Below are 25,821 nucleotides of genomic sequence, written 5' to 3'. Positions count from 1 at the left end.
GCCCCTCAGGAGACGGAGATGCGCGGGTCGGCGGCCGACTGCAAGACGTCGGCCACCGCGTTGACGACGACGTACAGGCCGCCCAGCACGAAGGTGACGCCCGCGATGGCCGGGAAATCGGACACCGGCAGGCTCGCCAGAAGGTACGAGCCCAGGCCGCCCCACGTGAAGACCCCCTCGATGAGCAGCACGCCTCCGAACATGAAGCCGAGCTGCAGCGCGCTCATCGAGAGCGTCGCGTTGAGCGAGTTGCGCAGCACGTGCTTGCGCAGCACCTGCAGCTCGCTGAGGCCCTTGGCCGTCGCGGTGCGCACGTGGTCCGAGCGCAGCGTGTCGGTGAGGCTCGACCTCAGCACCCGTCCGATTGCCAGCGCCGGCCCCACGGCGAGCGCCAGCGCGGGGAGGGCGATGTGCGCCCACGCGTTGCCCGCGGCGGGCAGGTCCCCCGCCAACAGGCTGTCGAGGATGCTCAGCCCCGTGGGCCCGCCCTCGACGCCCCCGCGCCCTGACGCTGGCAGCCAGCCCAACAGCTTGTAGAAGACGATGAGGCCGACGATGCCGAGCATGAAGGTCGGCGCCGTGGAGCCGAGGAACAGCAGGCCACGGAACGGGCCCGACAGCGGCCAGCGCAGCATGCTGGACACGGCGAACGCGAGGCCGAGCAGCAGCGCCACCGCGAACGCGACGAGGACGAGCTCCAGGGTGGCGGGCAGGTACGCCGTGATGTCCTGCATCACCGGGCGGCGCGTGCGGAACGACGTCCCCAGGTCCCCGGTGGCGATGCCGGTGAGGAACGCGAGGTACCGGGCGGGCGCCGGATCGTCGAGGCCCAGGCGGGCGCGCGCCGCCGCCACGGCCTCCGGGGAGGCGTTGGCGCCGATGGTCGCCGCGACGGGATCGGCGCCGGACACCTCCTGCAGCAGGAACAGGACGAAGGACAGGACCAGGAGCAGGCCGAGCAGCGAGGCCAGTCGGACGCCGATGAAGCGCAGATGGGGCATGGCAGTCACCTCCGGTGGGCGAGCCGGTTGCGCACTGCGTCGCCGGCGAGGTTGGACAGGAGGCTGAGCAGCATCACGACGAGCCCGGGGACCAGCGGGATCCACCAGGCGTCGAGGATCTCCACCAGGCCGCGCGAGGTGTCAGACCCGAGCTCGGGCGCCGGGGCGGGCTGGCCCATGCCGAGGAATGACAGCGACGCGAGCACCATGACGACGTTGCCGATGTCGAGGCTCGCGGTGATGACGGCCGTCGGGACCACGCCGGGCAGCACGTGGCGCCACATGACCCGCATGCGGCCGACACCCGCCATCCGCGCGGCCTCGACGTGGGGCCGGGCCATGATGCCGCGCACCTCGCCGCGGATGATCCGGGCGTAGTACGGCCACCAGACGACGATCACGGCGAGGAAGGTGTTGAACAGGCCGGGGCCGAGCGCGGCGGCCACGGCCACCGCCACCAGCATCGACGGCAGGGCCAGGAAGACCTCGGTGGTGCGCATCAGCAGCGCGTCCACCCACCCGCCGAACATGCCCGCGACCAGCCCGACGATCGTGCCGACGAGCAGCCCCACCGCCGTGACCACCAGCGCCAGGAGCCAGGAGGTGCGCAGCCCCACCAGCACCCGCGAGAGCGTGTCCCGGCCAATCTGGTCGGAGCCCAGGATGTGGTCGAGGTCGGTGAACGGCGGCAGCTTCGGAACCGCGATGGGCTGCACCGGGTCGTGCGGGGCGAGCGCCGGCGCGAGGACCGCGATCACGGTGACGAGCACCAGCAGGCCGATGAGGGCCCAGTCGCCGATGCGGCGGGCCTTCGAATCGGCCCCCGAGCCACCCTGGCGGCGGGTGAGCCGCCAGCGGGGCGCCGGGCCGGGTGACAGGCCGGGTGACAGGCCGGGTGACCGGGCCGGCGACAGGGCGGGCGCTGGGCCACCGCCCGTGGGCGCGGGCGGCGGGCCCGCCGGGACCAGGACGTCGGCCATCAGAACTCCCCCCTGCGCACGCACGCCACCTCGTGGCGCAGCGTGACGTCGTTCGTGGGACGGTCCCCCACCGCCGCCAGCTGGACGCCGACGACGGTGCTCGCGCACTCCGGCAGCGCCACCGGGCAGCGCGGGTGGAAGGCGCAGCCGGTGGGCGGGTCGAGCGCGCTCGCGGGCTCCCCGGCCAGCGGCAGCACGGTGCGGCCGGGCTGCGGCACCGCCGCCACGAGGTTGCGGGTGTACGGGTGCCGGGGCGTGGCGATCACGTCCTCGGCCCGCCCGACCTCGACGATCCGGCCCAGGTACATCACGGCGATGCGGTCGCCGATGATCCGTGCCACGGCCAGGTCGTGGGTGACGAACATGACGGCGATGCCCAGGTCGCGCCGCAGCTGGTTGATGAGGTTGAGCACGTTCGCGGCGACCGACACGTCGAGCGCGCTGGTCGGCTCGTCGCACAGCAGCACCTTGGGCGGCACGATCGTCGCCCGGGCGAGGGCCACGCGTTGGCGCTGGCCGCCGGACAGCTCCCCGGGCAGGGCGTCCAGCACCGTGGCGGGCAGGCCCACCCGGTCCAGGATCGCGAGCGCCTGCTCCTCCTTGGCCGCCGTCGGCGTGCGCCGCGGCAGGCGTTCGTGCAGCACCTCGCGGATGGTCAGCCACGGCGTGAGCGACGAGCCGGCGTCCTGGAAGACCATCTGCACGTCGGCGCCCTGCGGCCCGCGCAACGCGCCGGTGTACCGCTTCTCCAGCTGGCCGGCCACCCGCAGCAGTGTCGACTTGCCCGAGCCGGACTCCCCCACGATCGCCACCGACTCCCCTGGCTGCAGGTCGAGCGTGACGCCGCGCAGCGCGGACAGCCTGGCCTTGCGCCCGCGCTCGTCGCGCACCTGGAACGCGCACTCCAGGTCCGCCGCCTGCACCAGCGGGGCGCCGCGCTGCGCGGCCGGCAGCGGCGGCAGTGGCGGCAGCCGGTCGTGCGCCGACTCCACGGCCTCCAGCTCGGCCTGGCGCAGGCACGCCGCCAGGTGCGGGCCTTCGGCGTCGTCGGGCGCCGAGGCCGCGCGCAGGGCCGGCACGTCCGTGTGGCAGGCGTCCACGACGTCGCGGCAGCGGGACGCGAACGGGCAGCCGGTCAGGACGGCGCCGGGCGTCTCAGCGGGCAGCGCCCACAGCGGGCGGCTGCGGTCCGAGTCCAGCGACAAGCGCGAGCCCAGCAGGCCCCGCGTGTAAGGGTGGCGCGGCGACTCGAGCACCTGCCGCGTGGTGCCCGTCTCGACGATCCGGCCCCGGTACATCACCGCGATCCGGTCGGCGATCTGCGCCGCCACGCCCAGGTCGTGGGTGATGAGCACGATCGAGCAGCCCAACTGGTCGCGCATGCCGGCCAGCAGGGTGAGCACCTGCGCCTGCACGGTGACGTCCAGGGCCGTCGTCGGCTCGTCCGCGACCACCAGCTCCGGGTCCCCCGCGATGGCCATCGCGATCATGACCCGCTGGCGCAGGCCGCCGGACAGCTCATGCGGGTAGGACCGGTAGCGGCGCTCGGGCTGCGGGATGCCGACGGCGCGCATCAGCCGGATGGCCTCCTGCGCCGAGCCTGCTTTCTCCGCGACCTGCGTGCCCACGTGCATCGTGGGGTTCAGCGACGTCATCGGGTCCTGGAACACCACGCCCAGCCGCCGGCGCCGCGCCTCCCGCAGCTGCTGGGCCGACGCGGTGCGCAGGTCCAGGCCGGCCACCTCGAGGGAGCCGTCGATGCGGGGGCGCGACGACGGGGGCAGCAATCCGAGCATGGCCATGCTCATCACGCTCTTGCCGGAGCCGGACTCGCCGACGATCCCGACGATCTCCCCGCGCCCGATCTCCAGGTCCACGCCGTGCAGGATCTGCGAGCGGACGCCGTTGCGCTCGAGGCTGACGTCGAGCCCGCGCAGCCGGGCCACGACGTCGGCGGAGCCGGCCGTGGGCGCGACGTCGGCGGAGCCGGCCGTGGGCGCGGCGGCGAGCGCCTCGGCAGGCGCCTCGGTGAGCGCCCCGTGACGTGCCTCGGTGAGCGGCGGTGCGACTACGTCCATGGTGACCGGCTCCTTCGTTGCGGATGCGGGCGGGGGCGGCGACCTGCGGAGAGACTCGCCCAGCGGTGTCTCCGGCGCGTCTCGATGAGATGTCCGGCGGATGTCGTCACGTGCGCGCCAGCGCCGTCGCCCGGGCCAGCCGGGTCGCGCGCGCCTTCGCGTCCGCGGCGAGGACCGCCGCCACCCGCCGTTGCCGGGAGCGCGAGGTCGTCGCCATCAGCACCGACACGACGACGGCCAGCGCCGCCGCGCCGAGCCACAGCACCTGTGAGCCGTGGTGGTCGAGGACCAAGCCGCCCAGCACCGGGCCGACGGCCATGGCGAGGGAGTGGGTCACGCCGTACACGCCCTGGTAGCGGCCGCGCCGTTCCGCGTCGGCCAGGTCCGCGGTGATCGAGGTCGCCTGGGGATGCGACCCCATCTCCCCGAGCGTCCAGATCGCGACAGCCACGAAGTACATCGCGAGCGACATGGCGGCGGCCTGCAGGCCCACCCCCACGGCTGTGAGGGCGATGGCCACGACGATGACGATGTCCCGCGACCAGCGCGTGAGCAGCCGCGCCGTCGGGAGCTGCAGCACGCACAGGAGCACCCCGTTGAGGGTCAGCAGCAGTCCGAAGTGGCTTGGCGGGTGCCCTTGCTGGGCCATGACCAGGGGCAGTGTGGTCGTGGACTGCACGTAGACCACGGAGTACACGAACATCACGGCCGCGAAGGTCATGAAGACGCGGTCCCCGAGCACGGAGAGCAACCCTCCCCCGCGCCCCGACGAGCGCTGGGCGCCCCGAGCCGTCGCCGGCGCCGCCGTGACCACCAGGGCGGACGGGTCCGCGGCGCCCGACGGGCCCACGGGCTCCGCGATGTCGGGCACGGGCAGCCGCGTCTCCGGCACCTTCACGGCGATCACCGCCGTGGAGACGAGCACGAGCGCGGCCTGGCACCAGAACAGCAGCGAGAAGGAGTGCTCGGCCATGAACCCCGCCGCCAGCGGGCCGATCGCGTAACCGAGGTTCACGGCCCAGTAGTTGTAGTTGAACGCGGCCCGGCGGTGCCGCGGCTCCACCAGGTCGCCCACCATCGTGTGGATGACGGGGCCGGCGGCGCCATTGAAGAGCCCGTACACCGTCAGCAGCACGGCGATGAGCACCGGGCCGTCGGCCAACGGGATGGCCACGAGCACGAGCACGCTGAGCAGCTCGCTGCCCAGCAGCACCTTGCGGCGGCCGATCCGGTCAGCGAGCACGCCGCCGGCGAGGGAGGACACCACCACGCCGAGCCCATACGCGGCGACGACCGATCCGGCCCCCGCCGCTGACATGCCGATCGACGAGGTGAGGAAGATCGTCATGTACGGGACCACGAAGCGGCCGATCCACACCACCAGTTGAGCGGTCCACAGCCACCAGAAGGTGGCGGGGAGGTCGCGCAGCCGGGTGTGCACGGCGGTTTCGACCGAGGTCATCGGGGTTCCTTCGTCCTGGGGGGTCGCCGAGCCGCGCCCGGGCGCTCCGGGGCGGGATGGCGGGATGGTGGGGCGCGTGCGAGGCGGAGGCCGGTCGCGGCGCCCGCCGCCTCACCGCACTGAGCAGGCCTGGTGAGGCGGGCTCGTGCGGTGAGGCGGCCGGGTCACTCGGAGGCGGTGGCCCCGGCGACGCTGAGGGTCGCGAAGTCGAGCGTGGCCGGAGCCGCGATCGAGTGGGACTGCTCGATGCCCTCAAGCCATGACTGGGCGACCATGAAGTCGGTGCTCCAGGCGAAGGTCGGCGCGCATGCGGCGTCGTAGGCCGCCTTGCCGGCCGCCAGGTAGGTCTGCTCCGAGCCGGTGGTGAGGGCCTCGCGGAGCAGGGCCGTCGTGGTCTCGTCGGAGCACTGCAGGTGGTTCAGGCCGCCGTCCGGGTCCCAGAACACGTGCCCGTGCATGAACGCGTTGTTGGAGTCGGGCCACGTCCCCGGGGTCACCAGCACGTCCGGGGCGTCCTCGGGGTGTGCGGGGAAGTCACCGAAGACCTCGGAGGCCTGGTGGCTCGTGACCGTCGCCTTCATGCCGAGCGCCTGCAGCTGCGCGGCGATGATGTTCGCCATCTGCTCGGCGTCGGCGCCGCCCGCGTTGTAGCCGATCTGGATCGGCGTGCCCGTCGGCAGCGAGGACGTCCAGTCCTCGAGGGCTGCGGGGTCGTGCACCAGCTCATGCGAGTCGACGTCGGCGGGCAGCGCGCCCTTCGGGTAGTAGCCCTCGGCCGGGACGGCGCCCACGCTGGTGACCTGGGCGATCAGCGCCTTCCAGTCGACGCCCTCGAACAGGGCGCGGCGCGAGCTCGCCTCGGCCAGCAGCTCCCGGTTCGGGTTCATGTACAGGACGCCCACCTGGAAGGAGGGCAGCGCGTACGCCTCCAGGCCCTCCGAGTCCAGGTACTTCTGGCGCGAGGCTGTGGGGACGGAGGCCAGCAGCGCGTGGAGGTCGCCCTTCTCCAGCTCGAGCTGCATCGCGGAGATCTCCGTGTACACGGGCAGCTTGATGGTGGTGAACTCCGGGTCCAGGCCGCCCCAGTAGTCCTCGAAGTACGTGAGCTCGTAGCCCTCGCCGACCACGGCCTTCGACAGCACGTAAGGGCCGGTGCCGGCCGAGGCCGTCGACAGGTAGGCCTGGGCGAAGTCGTCGCCCGCCTGCGCGGTGAGCACCGTGGGGCTGATCATGCGGGGCCCATAGGGAGAGGCGAGGTAGTCGAGGAACGCCGAGTTCGGCTCCGTCAACGTGATGCGCACGGTGTGGCCGTCGAGCTCCTCGACGTCCGCCACGCCCTGCACCATGTACGCCGGCCCGGCGTCCACGGCCAGGCGGCGCTGGAAGGACGCCTCCACCGCGCTCGCGTCGAAGGCCGTGCCGTCGTGGAAAGCCACACCCTGCCGCAGCACGAACGTGTACTGCGTGAAGTCGCTGTTGACCTCCCACGACTCCGCGAGCGACGGGACGATCGTCGCGTCGTCGTGGTTGCCGGCCTCATAGCGCACCAGGCCCTCGTACACGTTCGTGGTGATCGCCAGGCCGTTGCCGGAGTAGTACACGTCCGGGTCCGGCGGCTGGCCGATGTCGTTGAGCACCCCGAGCCGCAGGACGCCGTCGGTGGGCGCGGCGCTGGAGCCGCCCCCGCTCCCGGCCGAGTCGCCGCCGGCGCAGCCGGCGAGCAGCAGCGTGCCGACGGCCAGGATCGCGAGCGGCAGGCGCGCGCCTACGCGCCAGTGGGTCGTTCGTGGGGTCATGGTGTGGTCCCTCTCTCGGTGGGGGGTGTGCGGGCGGAGGGCAGGCTCTGGCGGGTGCGGGCTCAGGCGCGGCGGAACACCTGGTTGCGGCGGTTGCCGTCCGCGTCGAGCCCGATGGCGTACGGGTGCAGGAAGTCCGGCTCCGTGACGCCCTTGCGGTGCATCGCGATCCCGGTCATGGCCTCGCGGACGGCGCGGTTCGCGAGCAGCGCGGTGATCTCGCCACGGTCGTCGTAGGGCGGGGACACCTCGACGACGTCCATCGCGACGATGCCCACCTCGGCCGCGAGCCGCCGCACGGCGCGCAGGATGTCGTTGGACGTGATGCCGCCGGGCTCGGGCGTGCCGGTCCCCGGGGCGTACGCGGGGTCGCACACGTCGATGTCGAGGGAGATGTACAGGTAGTCGGCCTGGTCGAGCGCCTCGTCCACCGCGCGCTCCAGCACCTTGTCGAAGCCGTCGCGGACGATCTCGGCCATGAAGTGCGTGCGCATCTTCTGGTCGTCCATCCAGTCGAGCGTCTCCTGCTCGGGCCAGTAGCCGCGCAGGCCCACCTGCACGAAATTCTTGCCCGGCACCGCGCCCGAGTTGATGAGGTGGCGCATCGGGGTGCCGTGCGAGGCGAGCGACCCCGGCATGTCGGAGCCGGTGTCGGCGTGCGCGTCGAAGTGGACGATGCCGACCTTCCCGTAGCCGTAGTGGTCGGCGACGGCCGTGGCGGCCGGCCAGGTGATGGCGTGGTCGCCGCCGAGGATGATGGGGATGGCGCCCGCGTCGACGACCGTGCCGATGAACTTGCGGATGTCCTCGAAGGTCCGCGCGGTGTTGCCGACGGAGATGGGGGCGTCGCCGTAGTCGGCCATGACCAGCTCTTCGAACGCGTCGACGTGGGTGTCCAGCGAGAAGTGCGGGCGCCCGTAGCCGCCCTTGTAGTCGCAGGACCGGATGGCGAGGGGCCCGTGGTTCGTCCCGCTGCGCCCTGTCGCGGTCGGGTCCCACGGCACGCCCAGCACCGCCACGTCGACCTTCGCGGCGACGAGGTCCTCAGGGGTCAGCGCGACGGGCAGCTTGGCGAACGTCTGGATGCCGGAGAAGCCGCCCTCGTTCTTGCGGTTCGCGAAGAGCAGGCCCGGGGCGCGGCCCTCGTTGTAGTCGTCCGTGGCGCCGTGGCCCTCGAGCCCCTCGCCCAGACGGCGCGGCTGCTCCCAGAAGCCGTCCGGCCACGTGTCGTGGTGGTGGTCGTGGCCATGGTCGTCGTGGTCGTGGGACATGTGGGTCCGTCCGGCGGGATCGGGGCGGGCTCGGCTGGCGCCGGGGGTCATTCCTCCGGGGCGCGGAAGACCTGGGTGCGGCGGGCGCCGTCGGCGTCGAGGTTGAGCGCATGCGGGTGCAGGTAGTCGGGGCCGGTCAGGCCCATGCGGCGCATCGCCGTGCCGGTCATCGCCTCGCCGATCGCCCGGTTGGCCAACAGCACGGTGATCTCGCCGTTGTTGTCATACGGCGGGGCGACCTCGACCACGTCCATGGCGACGATGCCGACCTCGGCGGAGAGCCGGCGCACCGCCCGCAGGATGTCGATCGAGGTGATGCCACCGGCCACGGGCGTCCCGGTGCCGGGCGCGAACGCCGGGTCGCACACGTCGATGTCCAACGAGATGTACAGGTGGTCGGCCTGGTCGAGCGCCTCGTCCACCGCGCGCTCCAGCACCTTGTCGAAGCCGTCGCGGTCGATCTCCGCCATGAAGTGGGTGCGCATCTCGCGCTCGTCCATCCAGTCGAGCGTCTCGCGGTCCGGCCAGTAGCCCCGCAGGCCCACCTGGACGAAGTTGCGCCCGGGCACGGCGCCCGACTCGATGAGCTTGCGCATGGGCGTCCCATGCGAGGCCAGCGCGCCGTTCATGTCCTCGCCGACGTCCGCATGCGCGTCGAAGTGGACGATGCCGACCTTGCCGTGGCCGTAGTGGTCGGCGACGGCGGTGGCCGCCGGCCAGGTGATCGCGTGGTCGCCGCCCATGATCATCGGGATCGCGCCCGCGGTCACCACGGTGCCGACGAACTTGCGGATCGACTCGAACGTGGCGGGGGTGTTGCCCACGTGGATGGGCGCGTCCCCGTAGTCGCACATGGTGAGGACCTCGAACGGGTTGACCCGGACGTCGAGGTGCTGGCTGGGGAAGCCGTAGCTGCCGAAGTGCGGGATGGTGCGCAGCGCGAGCGGGCCGTGGTTGGTGCCGGATCGGCCGCCCGCCGTGGAGTCCCACGGCACGCCCAGGACGGCGACGTCGACCTTCGCCGCGACCAGGTCCTCCGGGGTCAGGGCCATCGGCAGCTTCGCGAAGGTCCGGATGCCGGAGTGGCTGCCGCCGTGCTTCCGGTTCACGTGGAAGAGGCCCGGCGCGCGGCCCTCGTTGTGGTCGTCGACGGCGCCGTGCCCCTCGAGCCCCTCGCCCAGGCGGCGCGGCTGCTCCCAGAACCCGTCGGGCCACAGGTCGTGGTCGTGGGAGTGCCCGTGCCCCTGGCCGTCCGGGGCGTCGTGGCCGTCGTGCGCGCCGCCGTCAGAGGCGTCGTGGCCGTCGTGCGCGGCGTGCCCGGCGGACGGGTCCGTGGTCTCGGCGTGCTCGGTGCTCATGGCAGGAACGTACGGCGCTGCCTAATCGTTTTTCCAGTGTCGCGATCAGGCGAAACGCGGGTTTTACCCACGCGACCGACAGGCGAGACGCGGTCACATTCCCGCACTGCGCCGGAAACAGTGGTGAAACGATAAGTCAGGTGGAAGCCGTCGCCGGAGACCCGGCGGTCGACGCCCGCAGGTGCACCGGCGCGGGGACGGTCTGCACCGTCCCGAGAGCCGCGCTCGGCCCACGCTCGTCGTCGAGGATCGCCACCAGGCGCTCCACGCATGCCACGCCCAGCGCATGCGCCGGCAGCTCGACAGCGGTCACCGGCGGGTCCTCCAGCAGCAGGCCCGGCTCGTCGGCGCAGGCGGCCACCAGCACGTCCCGGCCCGGCGCCCGACCCAGGCCCCGCAGCACCGACATCGCGCCCTGCACGGCGAAGGGCGACGCGCCCAGGACCATGTCGACCTCGGGGCGCGCGGCCAGCACCGGCGTCAGCAGCTCGCGATGACGCTCGATCGACTGCTCGCCGAACCGGGTCGCCACGAGCACCGGCTCCACGCCCCGCTCCGCGCACCACGCGCCCACGACCTCCCGCAGCACCTCGCCCCACCCGCTGTTCGCGTCAGGCGCCGCCAGCAACGGCCGCCGGACCCCGCGCGCGGCGGCCGCGTCCAGCACAGCGCGCACCGCCGTCGCGTGGTCGGCGGCCACCACGGCGCACGGCGGCATCGACGACGGCACATGCTCACCCGCCACGACCGGGACAGGCAGCTCCATCAGCTCCCGGGCCCGGCGGTCGTCGGCGATCGGGTCCACCACGATCACCCCGTCGACATGCGGCGCCGTGGTGCGGGGACGATGGGTGTCCGAGGACAGCACGACCAGGTCGTGGTCATGCCGGTGCGCGGCCTCGATCGCGCCCGCGAGGAAGTCGCGGAAGTACGAGGTCGCCAGGTTGGCCGCGGCGCGCTCGTGGTGCACCCCCAGGGCCTGGGTCCGCCCGGTGCGCAGCCCGCGCGCCAACGCGTTCGCCAGGTAGCCGAGATCGTCCGCGGCGCGGCGCACGCGCTCGCGGGTGGCATCCGTCATCCGCCCTCGGCCAGCCAGCGCCTGCGAGGCCGTCGCGACGGACACCCCGGAGGCGGCTGCCACGTCCTTGAGCGTCACGGCGCCCACGCCGCGCCCCCTCGGAGTCATGCGCCGACACTACCCGGCGCCCCGACGTGCGAAGCGAGAACGGCTCGGGCGCCGAGCTCAGCCCGCGGCGCCCGCCAGCGCCGCGCGCACGCGCTGCGACAGCGCCTTGCCGTCCACCCGCCCGAGGGGGGCCGCGGCGGCGGTGGCGGCCTTCATCACGGCGCCCATGTCCTTCATGCCGGTGGCGCCGGTGGACGCGACGGCGTCGGCGACGATCGCGTCGAGCTGCTCCTCGCTGACGGCGGCCGGCAGGTAGGCCTCGATGAGGTCGGCCTCGGCGGTCTCCGTCTCGGCACGCTCGGCGGCGCCTGCGTTGGTGTAGATCTCCGCGCTCTCGCGGCGCTTCTTGACCTCGCGGACCAGGACCTCCTGCACCTGCTCCTCGGTCAGCACGACGGCCATGGGGCCGGCCTTCTCCGCGGCGCGGACGGCGCCGATCGCCTGGCGGAGCGTCCCGGTGCGGAACGTGTCACGGGCCTTCATGGAGGTGGTCAGGTCGGACGTCAGCCTCTCGAGTGTGCTCATGGGAGCCATCGTCCCCCATGACCGGCCCGTGGGCCGGCGTCAGGGGCGGTCGCGCTCGTACGTGACCTGGACCATCCCGTTGTCGAAGCGCCGCTCGCGGACGAGCCGGAGGTCGAGCGAGAGCCCGTCGGGGAAGACCTTTCCGCCGCCGCCGACCACGACGGGGCACAGCAGGAGCTCCACCACGTCGACGAGTCCCAGCCGGAGCGCGCTCGCGGCGAGGGTGGGCCCCTCGACCGACAGGTCGCCCGACGACTCGGATGCCGCGCGCTCAACCGCCTCGACGGTGAGCGCACGCTCGAGTCGGGTGCGCTCGGTCCACACCTGGTCGAGCGTCGTGGAGAAGACCACCTTGTCGGCGCGCTTCCACACCTCCGCGAAGTGCGCCGACTCGGGCGACCCCTCAGCCCACGAGGGGTCGGTCTCCCATCCCGCCATGGTCTCGTACATGCGCCGCCCCAGGAGGTACGTGCTGACGCTCGCCGTGTCCTCCGTCAGGGCGGCGATGACCTGCTCGCTGGGCATCGCCCAGGTGAAGCCGCCCTGCGGGTCGGTGTTGTAGCCGTCCAGCGACGAGGCCACGGAGTAGATGACTCTTCCCATCCGCCCACCCAACCGGCCCGCGGCGCCGGGCACAAGGGCACGACGCCGCGCGGCCCGTCACTCGCGGTGGGACGGGATCACCCGCCATGCCAGCACGGCTGCGACGAGCGTGATGGCCGCGGCGACGAGCGAGGTGGCCTGCATCGCGCCCACGAAGGACTCCTGCGCGTGGTGGACGAGCTCGGAGCCCGGCTCGAGCACGGAGAGCGCGGAGGCCAGCGAGTCCTGCACGCTGGCGCGCTGGGCGGCGTCGAGGGTGGCGGGCAGGTCGAGGCCGGACCGGTAGAGCACCGACATGAGCGAGCCGAGCACGGTGATGCCGAAGACGACGCCCAGCTCGTAGGCGGTCTCGGAGATCGCCGAGGCCGCGCCGGCCTTGCGGGGCTCGACGGAGGAGACCACCGCGTCGGCGGTCAGCGTCCCCGCGATCCCCACGCCCAGGCCGACGGGGACCAGCGCGAGCGCGAGCCACAGGTAGTTCTCAGAGCCCTCGGCGACGGCCACGAGCGCCAGCCCGAGCGCCGTCAGCGCGAGCGCGGCCCCGACGGCGTGTCCGCGGCCGAACCGGGCCAGGGACCAGCCGACCAGGGCGATGGCACCGATGGAGGCGATGGTCGTGGGCAGCTCGGCCAGGCCGGCCTGTAGCGGACTGAACCCGCGGGCCAGCTGGAGGTACTGGGAGAAGAAGAACAGCAGGCCGGTGAGGGCGAAGATCGAGACGAAGTTGGCCGCGACGGCGCCGGTGAAGGCGGGCCGCTTGAACAGCGTCAGGTCGAGCAGCGGGGTCGCCAGGCGGCGCTGGCGTCGAGTGAAGACCACTCCCGCTGACACGACGATCAGGGCGGAGACCGCTGTCACCGTGTCGAGTCCGGCGCTGGCCAGGTGCTTGATCGCGTAGACGAAGCTGGCGACGGCGACCAGCGACAGCGCGGCGGAGGCGAGGTCGAACGGCCCGGGCGAGGGGTCCTTCGACTCGGGCAGCACGATGGCGCCGAAGACCAGCAGCGCCAGCATGACCGGCACGTTCACGAGGAACACCGAGCCCCACCAGTAGTGCTCGAGCAGGAAGCCGCCGACGAGCGGGCCGATCGCCGCGCCGCCGCCGAACGCCGCCGACCAGATCGCGATGGCGCGGGTGCGCTCACGGGCGTCGGGGAACAGGTTCCGGATGATCGAGAGGGTCGACGGCATCAGCGTGGCGCCTGCGACGCCGAGCAGCAGCCGTGCCGCGATGAGCGTCTCGGCGTTCGGCGCGTAGGCGGCCAGGACGGAGGCCAGCCCGAACGCGAGGGCGCCGCTGAGCAGGAGCTTCTTGCGCCCGATCCGGTCGGCCAGGGTTCCCATCGTGACCAGCAGGCCGGCCAGCGCGAGGGAGTAGATGTCGCCGATCCACAGGATCTGCGTCGCGCTGGGCGCGAGGTCGTGGGTGAGCGCCGGGACGGCGAGGTAGAGCACTGTCCCGTCGATCGCGAGCAGCAGCACCGCGATGACGAGCACCGCGAGAGCGGCCCAGCGTCGGGGATGGGCCACGGACTCGGGGGTAGACGACGAAACCTGGGTGTTCAGCATGATGCTCAGAACTATACTGACCAGCCGGTACAGTTCCAACATGGGCGAGGATGTGGGGCGGTGATCTGCGCCACGGGCTCCCGCGCATCAAGAGCGAGCCGGATGGAGAAGGAGGGCGCATATGGCGCGCACAGCCGGTCGGAGCGCGTCGGACACGCGCAGGGTGGTCTTCGACGCCGCGAGCGTGGTGTTCCGCACCCGCGGCATGGCCGCGACGCTCGACGACGTCGCGCAGGAGGCCGGGCTGTCCAAGGGCGGGGTGATCTACCACTTCCCGAGCAAGGACCACCTCATGACGGCGCTCGCCCAGTCGCTCCTCGAGGACTTCCGCGAGTCCGTGTACCGGTGCCTCGACCCTGCCGACGATCGCCCGGGCCGCCTGACCCGCGCCTACGTGCGCGCGAGCCTGGCCGAGGCGGAGTTCCGCGCGGCCCATGACGCGTACACCCTGATCACCCAGCTCATCACGAGCCCCGCAGTGGCCGAGGTCGCGCGCGAGGACGCCAGCCGGTGGCGCGACGAGCTCGACGCCGACGGCCTGCCCCACGCCGTCATGAGCCTCGTGGTCGCGGCTGCGGACGGGGCCAGCGTCGCCCCGCTGTGGGGCAGCGTGATCAGCGACGCCGAGAACGAGCGTCTCGCCGAGCAGCTCATCGCCCTGACGCTCGACCCCGCCGGCTGGGCGGGCGCGGTCACCTCCTGACACCCCATGCCCCGCGCGCGCCTACCGTGAGGGGTGCCCAGCGACCAGCCCTCCACGTCGGCGACCGCCTCGACCACGCCGCGAGACCCGGCTGGGCTGCTGCTCTTCCCCGGCGCCGGGGCCGACCGCGACCACCGCACCCTGATCGCCCTGGAGCAGGCGCTGGCCCCGCTGCCGGTGCGCCGCGTCGACTTCCCGGGCCGCGCGGCGGGCCGCAAGGCGCCTGACCGGGCGCCGGTGGCCATCGCGCATGCGCGCGCCGAGGCGGACCGGTTCGCCGCCGATCTGGGCGTGGCGCCGGACCGCGTGCTGCTGGGCGGCCGGTCGTTCGGCGGTCGCATGGCGTCCATGGCTGTCGCCGAGGGGCAGCCCGCCGCCGGGCTGGTGCTGCTGTCCTACCCGCTGCACCCGCCAGGCAAGCCCGACCGGTTGCGCGTCGAGCACCTGCCCGACGTCCACGTCCCGGTGCTGGCCGTCTCCGGCGAGCGCGACCCCTTCGGCACACCCGCCGAGCTCAGCGCTCATCTGGCCACGATCGGCGGCCCGGTGGCCACGGTGTTCGTGCCGGGCAACCATGCACCGAAGGACGACGCACTGGTCGCCGAGGCGGTGGCCCGCTGGCTGCTGCCCGGCTAGGCGCCGAGCGCCCGCGTGAACTCCGCGAGCGCGTCTGGGCTGAACAGCACGAACCGCACCAGCGCGGGCCGCTGTCCGGGCTCCGGCGGCTGCCAGCCGCGCACCGCGGCGACCGCCACGTCGGCGACCTGGGCCATGGGCCACCCGTAGACCCCGGCGCTCACGGCCGGGAACGCGACACTGCTCGCGCCGAGCCCCGCCGCCACGTCGAGCGACCGGGTGAAGCAGGACGCCAGCAAGGCGGGGTCGCGCTCGCCGGCGCGCGCGTTGGGCCCCACGGTGTGCACCACCCACCGCGCGGGCAGCCGGCCCGCCCCTGTCGCGACGGCCTCGCCGACGGGCAGCCCGTCCGGCCACTCGTCGCGGCGGACGCGACGACACTCGGTGAGAAGCGCGGGCCCCGCCGCCGCGTGGAGGGCGCCGTCCACACCTCCCCCGCCGAGCAGCGACGAGTTGGCGGCGTTGACGACGACGTCGACGTCCTGGGCAGTGAGATCTCCCCGTATGGCTTCGATGCGCATCACGACATCCTCACCGCCCTCCCTGCCGGCAACCAGTCGAGGGACAAGCATCGCAGAACGGTCTGATGGGACGAATGTCCACGATCTGGACGTCGATGGGCGCCGGGCACGGCCCACGTCCAGGATGGCGCACATGACGACGCTGGCGGCCTGCGCGCGGGCACTCGTGCCCGCTGCGCCCCGCGCGTCCGCCTGTCGCTGTCGGTAGCCGAGAGGTCCGCCGCACCGCCCCATCCGGGCGCTGAGCGGCGCCGAGCCACACCCCCGGCAACCGCCGCGGGCAGGCCGCTGACCCCCCTCTCGGCGCCCCACATCCATCCACCCGTGGCTCGCGCGCGCCTCCCCCCGCCGAGCCGGCCCACCCTCAAGGACCGACATGACCCACATCTCGCACGACCCCGATGCCGCGCCGGAGCCCGCCTCGGGCTCCGGCGCCGTCCCCCGCCCCCGACGGCGGCTCTCCGAGGACTGGATCGCCACAGCGCTCGGGCTGATCCTGCTCACGCTCGTCCTCACGGGCGTCCTCGCCGACGGGCTGGTGCCGTGATGAGCGCCGGCGACGCCACAGCGCTGGACAGCACGTCCCCCGGCACGGGACCCCGCGCCGGGCAGCCCGACGCCCGCGTGCCCGATGCCCGCGTGCCTGTCGAGGCCCCGACCCCGCCGCCCAGCGTGGCCTGGACCGTCGCGGGCCTGCTGCTCATGGTGCTGCTCGCCGCGCTCACCCGGTTCCTCGAGCTCAACGTCCCGGTGTGGACGGAGGGCACCCCGCTGGCCCGCATCGCCAAGCCTGTGGAGTTCCCGGTGTACGCCATCGCGTTGGGCCTGCTCGGCAACGCGGTGCTGGTGGCGACGAACCTCAAGGACAAGGTGGCGGCCGCGTTCCGCACCGAGCTGTTCATCAAGACGGGCGTGGTGCTGCTCGGCGCCTCCGTGAACCTCAGCCTGATCGTCACCGCGGCGGTGCCTGCCATCGTGCAGGCGCTCGTGCTGATCTCCAGCGTCTTCCTGTTCACCTGGTGGGTGGGCGGGAAGCTCGGGCTCGATGACAAGCTGCGCGCGCTGCTCAGCTCCGCGGTGTCCATCTGCGGGGTCAGCGCGGCCATCTCGGCGGCGGGCGCAGTGCAGGCCAAGCGTGAGCAGCTCGCCTACGCGGCCAGCCTGGTGATCGTGTTCGCGCTGCCGTCGATCTTCGTGCTGCCGTGGCTGGTCGACCTGCTGGGCCTGAGCCCCGCCGTCGCCGGCGCATGGATCGGCGGCAACATCGACACCACGGCAGCCGTCGCTGCGGCGGGCACGCTCGCCGGGGAGGACGCGCTCGCGCTCGCGACGATCGTGAAGTCCACGCAGAACGCGCTGATCGGCGTGGTGGCGATCGCCCTCACCGCGTACTTCGCGTTCAAGGTGGAGCGCCGCCCGGACGCCGCGGCCCCCGGTGTCGGCGAGCTGTGGCGGCGGTTCCCGAAGTTCGTGCTGGGCTTCCTGGCGGCGTCGGTGATCGGCACGCTCTACCTCGCCCAGGTCGGCTCGGACGTCGGCAAGCCGGTGATCACCGTGGCGAACGACCTGCGGACGCTGTTCTTCATCTTGGCGTTCGTCAGCATCGGGCTCGAGCTGCGCGTCAAGGCGCTGCGGGCCGCCGGGTGGCGGCCGGTGGCGGTGTTCGGCCTGGCCACCGTGTTCAACCTGGTGGTGGGCCTGGCGTTGGCGTCGGTGCTGTTCGCAGGCTTCGAGCTCTGACCTAGACGGTCAGGGCGCCGGGCGTCGGGTGGTGCGGTCGCCGCGCCACCCGACGCCCGGCGGGCGCGCTCAGCCAGCGGTGGGGTCCGACTCGATGAGCAGCGTCACCGGCCCGTCGTTCACGATGTCCACCTGCATGTCCGCGCCGAACCGGCCCGTGGCGACCTCGAGCCCGCGTGCGCGCAGCGCGTCGACCACGGCGTTCACAAGCGGCTCGGCGACAGGGCCGGGAGCGGCGGCGTTCCACGTCGGGCGCCGCCCCTTGCGGGTGTCGCCGTAGAGCGTGAACTGGCTGACCACGAGCACGGGCGCCCCGGCGTCGGTGGCGCTGAGCTCGCCGCGCAGGATGCGCAGGTCGGCGATCTTGCGGGCGACGAGCTCCACCTGGGCAGGGCCATCACCGGGCGTGACACCGACCAGCGCCACCAGCCCGGGGCGGTCGATGGCGCCCACGACCTCGCCGTCGACGGTCACGCTGGCCCGCGTGACCCGCTGCACCACAGCCCTCATGCGCGCCCTGCGCCGTCGGCCGCCTGGTCGGCTGCCGCGCCGAACCCCTCGCCAAACGCGGCGATCACGGCGCCGACGGGCCGCCCGTGGCCCAGCACATCGACCCGTCCCGCACGGTCCAGCGCCCCCACATCCGCACCCGGAGCCTGGTCAGCCCCGGCGACGCGCAGCGCCGCGCGCAGGATGGCGGGCCGGGGCCGGGCACTGCCGTCGGCGACCTTGAACGCGATGGACGTGCCATCGGGCAGCGCGGCCGCGTACACGCCCTCGGCGCCGTCCTTCGCGATCAGGCCGGGCGCCGCGCGCATGACCTCGGTGGCGTCGCGCCCGGTCCCGGCGACATGCCACGGGTGGGCGCTCATCGCCTGGGCCACGCGGGCCTCGGCACTCCCGGGCGCCATCTGCGGGGCGCGGGCGATCGTGGCGAAGGCGCGTGCCAGGCCGCGCAGCGTCGTGGCGAACAGGGGCGCCCCGCAGCCGTCCACCGTGGGGTGGCTGGCGGGCTCGCCAGTGAGCTCGGCGAGGGTCGCCCGCACCGCCAGCTGCAACGGGTGCCCGGGGTCGAGGTAGGCAGCCGTGTCCCAGCCCGCAGTGTCTCCACCCGCGGCGACACACGTCGCGAGCATCGCCGCGTGCTTGCCCGAGCAGTTCTGCGCCACCGACTCCGGCCCCCGGCCGGCGAGCTGCCAGTCCAGGGCCGCCGCGGCGTCGAGCGGCAGGGTCGGGGTGTTCTGCAGCGCGGACTCGTCCAGCCCGGCGCCGGCGAGGATCTCCCGGACGCCCTCGATGTGCCCCGGTTCCCCGTTGTGGCTCGCGGCGGCGAGCGCGAGGTGGGCGCCGTGCAGGTCCAGTCCGCTGCGCAGCATCGCGACGGCCTGCAAGGGCTTCAGGGAGGACCGCCCATAGACGAGCTGGTCGGGGTCGCCCAGCGTGAGGAGCGCCCCACCGTCGGGGTCGAGGACGATCAGGCTCCCCACGTGCTCAGACTCGACGAGGGCGCCTCGCACTACCTGGGCGAGCAGCGCGGTGGTAATGCTGGGGCTCACCAGCCACCCCGCTGCGGGCCGCGGGGGCCGCGCCGCTTGGTGTACGGGGTGACGGCGGGCTTCACGTCCACCAGGTACACGATGGCCGCGACGGCGGCGCCGAGCGCGAGGAACGGCAGGAACCCGAGCCCGATCGGGTACGGCAGCGCCATGAACGACGCGGCCACGGACAGTCCGAGGATTCCGCCCCACTTGGCCTTGGTCAGCTTGCCGGCCGCCGTGAACGCTGCCGTGGGCCGGCGCAGCAGGTCGAGGAGCGCCCACACGCTGGCGCCGAAGATGGCGACATAGAAGATCAAGAAGATGGCGGTCTGCAGTGTGGGGATCACGCGCCGAGCCTACGACGCCTGCCCGTCCCCGACACCGCGATCCCGGGCTCCCGGGCGGGCCTCAGATGGACGGCAGGTGGGTGCGGGCCTCCGCGGCCGTGGCGCCTGTGGCCTCGAACAGGTCCACGACCAGGGACCGGGCCAGCAGCACGATGCTCTGCAGTCGGATGTCGCCCTGGGCGATCCGGTGCGGGTCGAGCCGGTGGGCCGCGGCGGCCAGCAGGGAGCGGGCACGGTCCGGGCCTGCGGCGGAGACCAGCTCCTGCCCCAGCTCGTCCACGGCGTCGGCGATCTGCTCGACGGCGCCGGCCAGCTCGACGACGGACGTCTCCTCCGTGGGGATCGCCGTCAACGCCCTGCGGGCCAGCACCCGCGCGTTGCGCATCGCCCGATCGGCCATGACCGCCGCCCGCTCGAGCCTCACCAGGTCGTCCCGGTGGCGCCGCCCGAGCGGGATCACGCGGGCGTTCTTGCGGGCGTCGGTGGCCGAGCTCTTCCAGTCGTCGAGCGCCGACTGCGAGGAGCGCCCGGCCAGCAGCGCCTCCTCCAGGTCCCGGGCCACCTGGTCGCGCAGCCCGCGGGCGACGAGGCGCAGCATCACCGCGAGGTCGACCATCGCCTTGTGGGCCTGCTGCCGCGGCAGGCGCCGGGGGTCCGACGGGGTGATCGCGACGTGGTGGGCCTGCCGCCCGCCGCGGTGGCCGGCAGGCCCACCACGACGATGGCCTGCGACCCGGCGAGCCGGGCGACGAGCTGCCCGCGGTCGACGAAGCGGCCGACGAGCGCCGCGAGGACCAGCACCAGGCCGATCTGCCAGGCGCCCGTTCCGATGCCGCTGACCAGCAGCTCCGCCAGGCCGACGCCGAGGGCCACCCCCGCGGAGATCTCCAGGATGCGCCGGAGCTGGCGGTCCTCACTGAAGCCGAGCGCGATCCACGCGGCGATGGGCGCGAAGATCGGGGCCGGGTGTCCCAACACCTGATGCGAGATGCCGAACGCGATGCCCGCCGCGAAGGCGGCCTGCAGGATCGCGAACCATGCGGACCGGGCCCGCCGCCACCCCTCGGCCACCCACGCGGCCGACTCCTGGCGTGTCCTGAGCAGCCGGCGCCCGACCGACCCGGCGACCGTGGAGCCAGCGCCGCTCACAGGCTCGGGCGATGCCCCAGGCCACGGGCGACGGGACCACGCGGCGCCGGGCGGTCGGCCGACACGCCCTCGCCGGCGACGATCGGCTCCTGGCCGGCGGCCACCGGGCCGCCCTCGCACTCGACCATGAGGTCGACATCGGTGGGCGCGGAGCGCTTGACCACCGCCAGTGCCACGGGCCCGATCTCGTGGTGGCGCGCGCCGCTCGTGATGTGCCCGATGCCGCGGCCGATCCCCCCGCCGCTGGTCAACGACCCCGTCTCATGCACCGGCGCGCCGGGCTCGGGCAGCAGGTGCCCGGACCCGTCGAGGTGCAGCATGACCAGTCGGCGCGGCGGCCGACCGAGGTTGTGCACGCGCGCGACGGTCTCCTGGCCGCGGTAGCAGCCCTTCTCCAGGTGCACGGCGGTGCGCAGCCAGTCGAGCTCATGCGGGATGGACCGGTGGTCCACCTCTCGTCCGAGCCGGGGGCGCCAGGCCTCCACGCGCAACGCCTCGCTGGCCCAGGTGCCGACCAGCGGCCACCCCGCCTGCTCGCGCGCCGCAACGGCCTGCGCGAGCTCGGCGCGCGGGACCAGCACGAGCCGCCACGTGCGGTCCGATCCCGGGTGCGCGGCGTCGTCAGGCCCGTATCGGGTGCCGCCGGGCGCGGTGCGCGGCCACGGGTCGCGCCACGTGACCGGCTCGTCCTCGGCGCCCTCGGCGTCCACCGGCTCGCCGATCGCGGCCCACTCGTCGGTGACGTCGGCGACCTCGACGCGCAGGGTGAAGCGCATCCGGTCCAGCCAGGCCGCGAGCGCGGGAGCCGAGGCGCCCTCGGTGATCAGCCAGGTGGTCGTGCCGTCGTCCACGACGGCCGCGGCATGCTCGATGTGCCCCTGCGGGCTGAGCACCAGCAGCTCAGTGGATGTGCGCGGCCGCAAGTCGCTGACGTGCTGCGACGTGATCGAGTGCAGCCAGGTGAGCCGATCGGGCCCGGTCACCGTCACCACGCCGAGGTGGGACTGGTCCACCACGGCCCCGCCACGGGACAGCGCGCGCTGCTCGGCCGTCGGGTCGCCGTAGTGCCACGCGACTCCGGCGTCCGGTCCGGCGCCCTCGACAGCCCCTCGGCGGGACAGCAGCGGGCTGCGGTGCCGGGGCGGCGCGGGGGCCGCTGCGACGTCGGTCGCCGGGTCCACCACAGCGCTCACTCCTCGTCCTCGACGCGGGCCAGGCGCGCGGACGCGTACGTCTGCATGGGCTGCCCGAAGGCGGCCAGGTCCTGCGCCCACATGAGCTCGCTGTTGACCAGCCCGTACAGGCGGGTGCTCGCGGTGACGTCCGCGCCGGTCGCCGTGCGCGCCACCAGGTCGCTCGCCAGGTCGATGCGGCCATTGCCCACCGCCCCGAGGTACACGGACAGGAAACCCGATGGGTCGCTGAGCAGCACCTCCACGGGGTGCTGGTCCTCGGCCAGGCCCTCGGGCCGCTCGGGCGCCACACGCCAGAACCCCGACTCGGTGGCCCACACCGGGCCCGGCTCCTGCGAGGGCACCGGGGTGGAGGCGGGAGCGTCGTCGGGCTCCGCGGCGGCCGCCGGCTCGGCGTCCTGCGCGGCCAGCGCCGCGGCGTCGTCAGGCGCGACGACGAGGCGGATGGTCGACGTGTACGCCAGGTACGGGCCGCCGTCGTGGCTGAACGTGATGTCCTGCGTGAACGCGGACTCCTCGATTCCGGGGTACCCCACGACGCCCTCGCCGTGCCAGCCCCCCACGAGCCACGCGAGCGGGTACACCTCGGGCGCCAGTCCCTCGGGCAAGATGAATGGCATGACTACCTCCGGTGGGTGGATCGGTCGCGTCCGGTGACGGTCAGCGCTGACCCTTGTAGAGGCGGTAGACGACGAAGCAGGCGAACCACCCGATGGTGACGGTCGCCGCGACGAGCAGGCCGATGAAAACTGCTTCAAGCGCTTCCATGCACCGATCCTATCGATGTCCCGCCCGTACGCTGACGCGATGACCGAGACACGCACGCTGGTGATCAAGGCAACCTCCGGAGCGGACCGCCCCGAGGTCGCGAACCAGGCGTTGACCGTGGCCGCGGCCGCCGTCGCCGCCGGCGCCGACGTGAGCCTGTGGCTGACTGGCGAGGCCTCCTGGTTCGCGTTGCCGGGCCGCGCCGCGACGCTCACCCTCGAGCACGCGGCGCCGCTCGCCGACTTGCTCGACGTCGTCCTCGAGGCGGGCCAGGTGACGGTCTGCACGCAGTGCGCGGTCCGCCGCGACATCGGGCCCGACGACGTGATCGCTGGGATCCGCATCGCCGGGGCTCCGACCTTCGTCGACGAGGTGCTCGCGCCCGGCGCCCAGGCCCTCGTGTACTGATCGGCGGCCGCTGACCGCAGCCGCCGACCAGCGCCTCGGGCGCCTAGGACGCGCGTGACCGCAGCCGCACGCCCAGCAGGTACATCTCGCAGCCCAGGCACAGGCCGAACACCGCGTTGAGGAACGCCGCGATCAGCGCGAACGCCGCGGCGATCGGCACGGCGGCGCCGATCCCGGCCAGCCCGAGCAGCACGCCCGCGCCGGTGATCACCAGCCCGACGAGCTGGGCGAAGCGCGGCGGACGGGGGTCCTCGAGCTCGGTGGGCGGGGCCAGCCGAGGCTGCGCCAGCGTGCGGAACAGCAGGCCCTGCACCGAGCCCTGGGCGCCGCGCGCCGCGCCCACCGCGAACAGCGCCGCGACGAGGGCAAGCAGCACGAGGGCGCCGGTGGACGGCAGTAGCAGGACGACGACGAGCAGGACTGCGGTGATCGCGGCGCCGACGCGCGGGCCGCGCGGGTCGATGCCGGGCGTGGCCGCCGGCCGGCTCGCGGCGGCGCCTGGGGTGGAGATGGGTCCGGACATGGGTCCTCCTCGGACAACGCTCAAGCGGTGTGGGACACAGTGATTGCGGGACGCAGCGGTTGCGGGACGCAGCGGTTGCGGGACGCAGCGGGGCAGCACGCAGCGGATGCGCGCTGCGGTGTGCGGGGGCCGAGGTGCGGGACGAGCCAGGCCTCAGCGGCCGCGCACCCCGTCGGGACACGACTCGAGCGCGGCATGCGCCTGCGCGCGGGTCATCGCGCCGGAGGTCCGTCCCACGACGACGCCGTCGGCGTCGGCCAGCAGGACGGTGGGGGTGCGCAGCACCCGGAAGCGGCGGACCAGGTCGAGGTGCTGCTCGACGTCGAGGTCCACATGCGTGACACCCGGGAGCTCGGCGGCGAGCTCCGCGAGGACGGCGTGGGTGCGGCGGCAGGGCGCGCACACCTCGCTGGAGAGCTGAACGAACGTCGCGCGGCCACCGAGCGGGCGGCCGATCTGGGCCGCGGTGAGCCGGTGGTCGTCATCCCCGCCACGTGCGGGACCCGTCGCGCCGCCAGCCGCTGACTCCCGCACGGCGCCGCGCACGGGCGTGTAGCTCCCGTTGCGGGACCTCCACCACAGCCCGAGGGCTGACGCCAGGACGAGCACCGCCCCGACGATCACGATGCGCGTGAGCATCGTTCAACCTACCAAGACGCGACCCGCGACGTAGACGAGGATCCCGGTCACTGTGACCGGCAGGATGATGGCGGCCAGCGACGCGGGGAACCGCTCGAGCACGGGCAGCCGGTCGAAGAGCTGGTGCAGCGCGGCCACCAGCAGCCCGACGGCGACGCCGAGCAGCGCGCCCGCGAGCGGGTCGAAGCCGGGGAGCACCAGGCCGGCGAGCGCGCCGGCGACGAGCCCCGAGCCGACCGTCGCCCCGGCGCCGAGCCACGGCTTCAACGGCAGCGCCGCCACGGCGGAGCCCACGGCCAGCGCGAGCGCGCCAGCGATGACCAGCTCCTCGCCGCCCGGCGTGCGCTGGGTGGCGACCCACCCGGCCGCCGCGGCGGCGACGAGCGTGCCCGCCACGGTGCCGGAGACCGACTCGACCAGCCGCTCGCGACCCCCGCCGCGCAGCAGCTCGTTGACGAAGGCCAGCAGGATCGAGAACGCGAACACCACCGGCAGGTCGCGCAGCGGCGGCTCCCCGACGGTCAGGTGCACGATGACCACGGCGCCCGCGCCGCCGAGCGCGACCACGGCAGTGGAGCCGGGCCGGCTGGGCAGGTTCACGAGCACTGGCCAGCCGAAGGCGAACCCGATGGCGAGCAGCCCCACGATCACGGTGAGGGGCAGGTCGCCGAGGTCCGCGCCGGCGACTGTCAGATCGGAGAAGTAGCCGGCCACCGCCACGACGGCGGCCAGGACGGCCGTGGAGACGGCCCGCGTCGAGAGCTGCACGTCGCTACCGGACCCGGCCGTCGAGGACGGTGCGGGTGGCGCACGAGTGGCGGCGGCCGCAGACGGCAGCCGGGGGCGCTACGAGGGGGAAGGAGCCGGGCACGGCGTTGATTGTCGCAGACCAGCAGGGGCGCCGGGCTGGCACGGCAGATGGGTGAGCAGTCTCAGCGCAGGCGAGGTGCGCAAATCTGCGGGAGGGCAGGCGGTAGCGTGTCCACACCCGCACGCTTGGAGGTTCCGTCGGTGGCAGACCTGCTGCTGCTCACTCCTGCGCCCGGCGGTTCCGCCCAGGTGCTCCCGGCGCTCGGGCTGCTCTCACACCGAGTGCGCGTCCTCCCGGTCGAACCGTCGGCGCTCGTCGACGCGCCCGACGCCGACATCATCGTGCTGGACGCGCGCCGCGACCTCGTCACGGCGCGCACCACCTGCCGGCTGCTGCGCGCCACCGGCCTGGCGGTCCCGCTCGTGCTCGTGCTCACCGAGGGCGGCCTGACGGTCGTGACGGCTGAGTGGGGCGCGGACGACATCCTCCTCGAGAACGCCACGCCCGCCGAGGTCGAGACCCGGTTCCGGCTGGTCATCGAGCGCTCGGCCCAGTCGGCGGCGTTCGTGGACCAGCCGCAGGAGATCTCCGCCGGCGAGCTGATGATCGACCCGGGCGGCTACACCGCCCGCCTGCGCGGCCGCCCGCTGGACCTCACCTACAAGGAGTTCGAGCTCCTCAAGTACCTGGTGCAGCACCCGGGCCGGGTCTTCACCCGCGCCCAGCTCCTCCAGGAGGTCTGGGGCTACGACTACTACGGGGGCACCCGCACCGTCGACGTGCACGTGCGGCGGCTGCGCGCCAAGCTCGGGCTCGAGCACGAGCAGCTCATCGGCACCGTCCGCAATGTGGGCTACCGCTTCGACCCGCCGAAGGACCGCGCGGCCCGCTCGACCGGCCCCGAGTCGGCCCTGGCAGACGAGACGGCGCACCCCGCCGACGCCTGACGTGGGCGCCTGACGTGGGCGCCTGCCCGCAGGTCGGCGGCGCGGTCAGCGGCTAACCTGGCGGTGGTG

The 25,821-nt window shown here is 73.7% G+C and carries 28 protein-coding genes; 6 read left to right on the top strand and 22 right to left on the bottom strand.

Annotated features, from left to right (window positions below):
* Positions 1–5: 5 nt before the first annotated feature.
* The 11 genes from BN3788_RS08350 to BN3788_RS08300 all read right to left on the bottom strand — a co-directional run bounded on the left by BN3788_RS08350 (position 6) and on the right by BN3788_RS08300 (position 13,871).
* Positions 6–1,001, bottom strand: a complete 996-nt coding sequence (locus BN3788_RS08350; RefSeq protein WP_082812709.1) for an ABC transporter permease — start codon at positions 999–1,001, stop codon at positions 6–8.
* Positions 1,002–1,006: 5 nt separating this feature from the next.
* Positions 1,007–1,981 carry an ABC transporter permease gene (locus tag BN3788_RS08345; protein ID WP_082812708.1) on the bottom strand — a complete coding sequence of 325 codons (975 nt, stop codon included), beginning with the start codon at positions 1,979–1,981 and terminating at the stop codon, positions 1,007–1,009.
* On the bottom strand, positions 1,981–4,059 hold the full coding sequence (locus BN3788_RS08340) for an ABC transporter ATP-binding protein (RefSeq protein ID WP_082812707.1): 2,079 nt from the start codon (positions 4,057–4,059) through the stop codon (positions 1,981–1,983). Before BN3788_RS08340 ends, BN3788_RS08345 begins: the two co-directional genes overlap by 1 nt.
* 106 nt (positions 4,060–4,165) lie before the next feature.
* Entirely contained in the window at positions 4,166–5,521 is a 1,356-nt protein-coding gene (locus BN3788_RS08335; protein ID WP_066584235.1) for an MDR family MFS transporter, read from the bottom strand.
* Positions 5,522–5,685: 164 nt separating this feature from the next.
* Positions 5,686–7,317: an ABC transporter substrate-binding protein gene (locus tag BN3788_RS08330; protein WP_066584233.1), complete on the bottom strand. Its 1,632-nt coding sequence runs from the start codon at positions 7,315–7,317 to the stop codon at positions 5,686–5,688.
* 62 nt (positions 7,318–7,379) lie between these two features.
* On the bottom strand, positions 7,380–8,588 hold the full coding sequence (gene speB / locus BN3788_RS08325; RefSeq protein ID WP_066584230.1) for an agmatinase: 1,209 nt from the start codon (positions 8,586–8,588) through the stop codon (positions 7,380–7,382).
* Between the two features lie 47 nt (positions 8,589–8,635).
* Positions 8,636–9,946: an agmatinase gene (speB, locus tag BN3788_RS08320; RefSeq protein ID WP_082812706.1), complete on the bottom strand. Its 1,311-nt coding sequence runs from the start codon at positions 9,944–9,946 to the stop codon at positions 8,636–8,638.
* A gap of 136 nt (positions 9,947–10,082) precedes the next feature.
* A complete protein-coding gene (locus BN3788_RS08315) occupies positions 10,083–11,132 on the bottom strand; it encodes a LacI family DNA-binding transcriptional regulator (RefSeq protein ID WP_082812705.1) in 1,050 nt (349 codons plus the stop codon).
* Positions 11,133–11,189: 57 nt separating this feature from the next.
* Positions 11,190–11,657, bottom strand: coding sequence for a GatB/YqeY domain-containing protein (locus tag BN3788_RS08310; RefSeq protein ID WP_066584226.1), 468 nt, complete (start codon positions 11,655–11,657; stop codon positions 11,190–11,192).
* 39 nt (positions 11,658–11,696) lie between these two features.
* Positions 11,697–12,260, bottom strand: coding sequence for a dihydrofolate reductase family protein (locus BN3788_RS08305; RefSeq protein WP_066584216.1), 564 nt, complete (start codon positions 12,258–12,260; stop codon positions 11,697–11,699).
* Positions 12,261–12,317: 57 nt separating this feature from the next.
* Entirely contained in the window at positions 12,318–13,871 is a 1,554-nt protein-coding gene (locus tag BN3788_RS08300) for an MFS transporter (RefSeq protein WP_234346545.1), read from the bottom strand.
* Between the two features lie 79 nt (positions 13,872–13,950).
* On the opposite strand from BN3788_RS08300, the gene BN3788_RS08295 reads away from it, so the two are divergent.
* Together BN3788_RS08295 and BN3788_RS08290 are read left to right on the top strand one after the other, a co-directional pair.
* Positions 13,951–14,532, top strand: coding sequence for a TetR/AcrR family transcriptional regulator (locus BN3788_RS08295; protein WP_066584210.1), 582 nt, complete (start codon positions 13,951–13,953; stop codon positions 14,530–14,532).
* Between the two features lie 33 nt (positions 14,533–14,565).
* Positions 14,566–15,168, top strand: a complete 603-nt coding sequence (locus tag BN3788_RS08290; RefSeq protein WP_066584207.1) for an alpha/beta hydrolase family protein — start codon at positions 14,566–14,568, stop codon at positions 15,166–15,168.
* On the opposite strand, the gene BN3788_RS08285 is transcribed toward BN3788_RS08290, so the two are convergent.
* Complete coding sequence (locus BN3788_RS08285; protein WP_066584196.1) at positions 15,165–15,689, bottom strand: O-acetyl-ADP-ribose deacetylase; 525 nt, start codon at positions 15,687–15,689, stop codon at positions 15,165–15,167. The two genes, BN3788_RS08290 and BN3788_RS08285, sit on opposite strands and share 4 nt — an antisense overlap.
* A 376-nt stretch (positions 15,690–16,065) precedes the next feature.
* On the opposite strand from BN3788_RS08285, the gene BN3788_RS19260 reads away from it, so the two are divergent.
* Both BN3788_RS19260 and BN3788_RS08280 read left to right on the top strand, forming a co-directional pair.
* Entirely contained in the window at positions 16,066–16,236 is a 171-nt protein-coding gene (locus tag BN3788_RS19260; RefSeq protein WP_159066877.1) for a hypothetical protein, read from the top strand.
* Positions 16,236–17,429, top strand: a complete 1,194-nt coding sequence (locus BN3788_RS08280) for a YeiH family protein (protein ID WP_082812704.1) — start codon at positions 16,236–16,238, stop codon at positions 17,427–17,429. Before BN3788_RS19260 ends, BN3788_RS08280 begins: the two co-directional genes overlap by 1 nt.
* A gap of 69 nt (positions 17,430–17,498) precedes the next feature.
* On the opposite strand, the gene dtd is transcribed toward BN3788_RS08280, so the two are convergent.
* The 7 genes from dtd to BN3788_RS08245 form a co-directional block, all read right to left on the bottom strand.
* The gene (dtd, locus tag BN3788_RS08275) at positions 17,499–17,939 is read right to left on the bottom strand and encodes a D-aminoacyl-tRNA deacylase (protein ID WP_066584193.1); all 441 of its coding nucleotides are present in this window, start codon (positions 17,937–17,939) and stop codon (positions 17,499–17,501) included.
* The gene (locus BN3788_RS08270) at positions 17,936–18,985 is read right to left on the bottom strand and encodes an asparaginase (RefSeq protein WP_066584191.1); all 1,050 of its coding nucleotides are present in this window, start codon (positions 18,983–18,985) and stop codon (positions 17,936–17,938) included. Before BN3788_RS08270 ends, dtd begins: the two co-directional genes overlap by 4 nt.
* Positions 18,982–19,314 carry a DUF2516 family protein gene (locus tag BN3788_RS08265; RefSeq protein ID WP_066584190.1) on the bottom strand — a complete coding sequence of 111 codons (333 nt, stop codon included), beginning with the start codon at positions 19,312–19,314 and terminating at the stop codon, positions 18,982–18,984. The genes BN3788_RS08270 and BN3788_RS08265 overlap by 4 nt, the downstream gene beginning before the upstream one ends.
* 61 nt (positions 19,315–19,375) lie before the next feature.
* Positions 19,376–19,930 carry a hypothetical protein gene (locus tag BN3788_RS08260; protein ID WP_066584188.1) on the bottom strand — a complete coding sequence of 185 codons (555 nt, stop codon included), beginning with the start codon at positions 19,928–19,930 and terminating at the stop codon, positions 19,376–19,378.
* On the bottom strand, positions 19,912–20,463 hold the full coding sequence (locus tag BN3788_RS08255) for an FUSC family protein (RefSeq protein ID WP_066584186.1): 552 nt from the start codon (positions 20,461–20,463) through the stop codon (positions 19,912–19,914). Before BN3788_RS08255 ends, BN3788_RS08260 begins: the two co-directional genes overlap by 19 nt.
* Positions 20,460–21,647, bottom strand: a complete 1,188-nt coding sequence (gene ygfZ / locus BN3788_RS08250; protein ID WP_234346567.1) for a CAF17-like 4Fe-4S cluster assembly/insertion protein YgfZ — start codon at positions 21,645–21,647, stop codon at positions 20,460–20,462. The genes BN3788_RS08255 and ygfZ overlap by 4 nt, the downstream gene beginning before the upstream one ends.
* A 5-nt stretch (positions 21,648–21,652) precedes the next feature.
* On the bottom strand, positions 21,653–22,276 hold the full coding sequence (locus BN3788_RS08245; protein ID WP_066584181.1) for an FABP family protein: 624 nt from the start codon (positions 22,274–22,276) through the stop codon (positions 21,653–21,655).
* 187 nt (positions 22,277–22,463) lie between these two features.
* Here BN3788_RS08245 and BN3788_RS08240 point away from each other — a divergent pair, with 187 nt between their 5' ends.
* Positions 22,464–22,832 (top strand): DsrE family protein, encoded by a 369-nt coding sequence (locus BN3788_RS08240; RefSeq protein ID WP_066584463.1) that lies wholly within the window; start codon positions 22,464–22,466, stop codon positions 22,830–22,832.
* Between the two features lie 43 nt (positions 22,833–22,875).
* Here the strand turns inward: BN3788_RS08240 and BN3788_RS08235 are convergent, their stop codons facing one another.
* The 3 genes from BN3788_RS08235 to BN3788_RS08225 form a co-directional block, all read right to left on the bottom strand.
* Entirely contained in the window at positions 22,876–23,355 is a 480-nt protein-coding gene (locus BN3788_RS08235; RefSeq protein WP_066584178.1) for a DUF4395 domain-containing protein, read from the bottom strand.
* 153 nt (positions 23,356–23,508) lie between these two features.
* Positions 23,509–23,994: a TlpA family protein disulfide reductase gene (locus BN3788_RS08230; protein WP_066584176.1), complete on the bottom strand. Its 486-nt coding sequence runs from the start codon at positions 23,992–23,994 to the stop codon at positions 23,509–23,511.
* Between the two features lie 3 nt (positions 23,995–23,997).
* A complete protein-coding gene (locus tag BN3788_RS08225; RefSeq protein WP_066584174.1) occupies positions 23,998–24,762 on the bottom strand; it encodes a hypothetical protein in 765 nt (254 codons plus the stop codon).
* A 243-nt stretch (positions 24,763–25,005) separates the two neighbouring features.
* On the opposite strand from BN3788_RS08225, the gene BN3788_RS08220 reads away from it, so the two are divergent.
* Positions 25,006–25,752 (top strand): winged helix-turn-helix transcriptional regulator, encoded by a 747-nt coding sequence (locus BN3788_RS08220; protein WP_066584170.1) that lies wholly within the window; start codon positions 25,006–25,008, stop codon positions 25,750–25,752.
* The last annotated feature ends 69 nt before the right edge of the window (positions 25,753–25,821 follow it).

It is taken from the genome of Cellulomonas timonensis (assembly GCF_900046455.1).
Lineage (GTDB): Bacteria > Actinomycetota > Actinomycetes > Actinomycetales > Cellulomonadaceae > Cellulomonas_A > Cellulomonas_A timonensis.
Note: the sequence above shows the minus strand (reverse complement) of the source record. Positions and strands in the feature narration are given on the sequence as shown.